This window comes from Sulfitobacter dubius (genome assembly GCF_027214245.1).
In the GTDB taxonomy this organism is placed as follows: domain Bacteria; phylum Pseudomonadota; class Alphaproteobacteria; order Rhodobacterales; family Rhodobacteraceae; genus Sulfitobacter; species Sulfitobacter dubius_A.
Genome location: NZ_JAPWHM010000069.1, coordinates 1 through 230 on the forward strand (window position 1 = coordinate 1; position 230 = coordinate 230).

Consider the following 230-nt stretch of genomic DNA (forward strand, 5'->3'; position numbering starts at 1 on the left):
GTAATGACATCTGCCTTTTCAATCGCTTGCTCTAAACCATGACCAATCACAGCTTGAGTTAAAGGATGAACAACATTCTTGCTGTTAACGTCAAACGCAGAAATTTCAATATTAAGTGGTGCGCCAGCCAATGACATCATACGTGCAAGCTGACCTGAACCTAATACCAATACGTGCATCAATTATTCCTCGGCTGGATTTGGATTTGCCAGTACAGATTCTGTTTGAGC

The 230-nt window shown here is 41.7% G+C and carries 1 protein-coding gene; it reads right to left on the reverse strand.

The genetic code is table 11. The annotated features are described in order from the left end of the window. Window positions 1-179, reverse strand: a 179-nt coding sequence (locus O4H31_RS19735; RefSeq protein WP_419723622.1) for a hypothetical protein, incomplete at its 3' end; no start/stop codon positions are given. Between the last annotated feature and the right edge of the window lie 51 nt (window positions 180-230).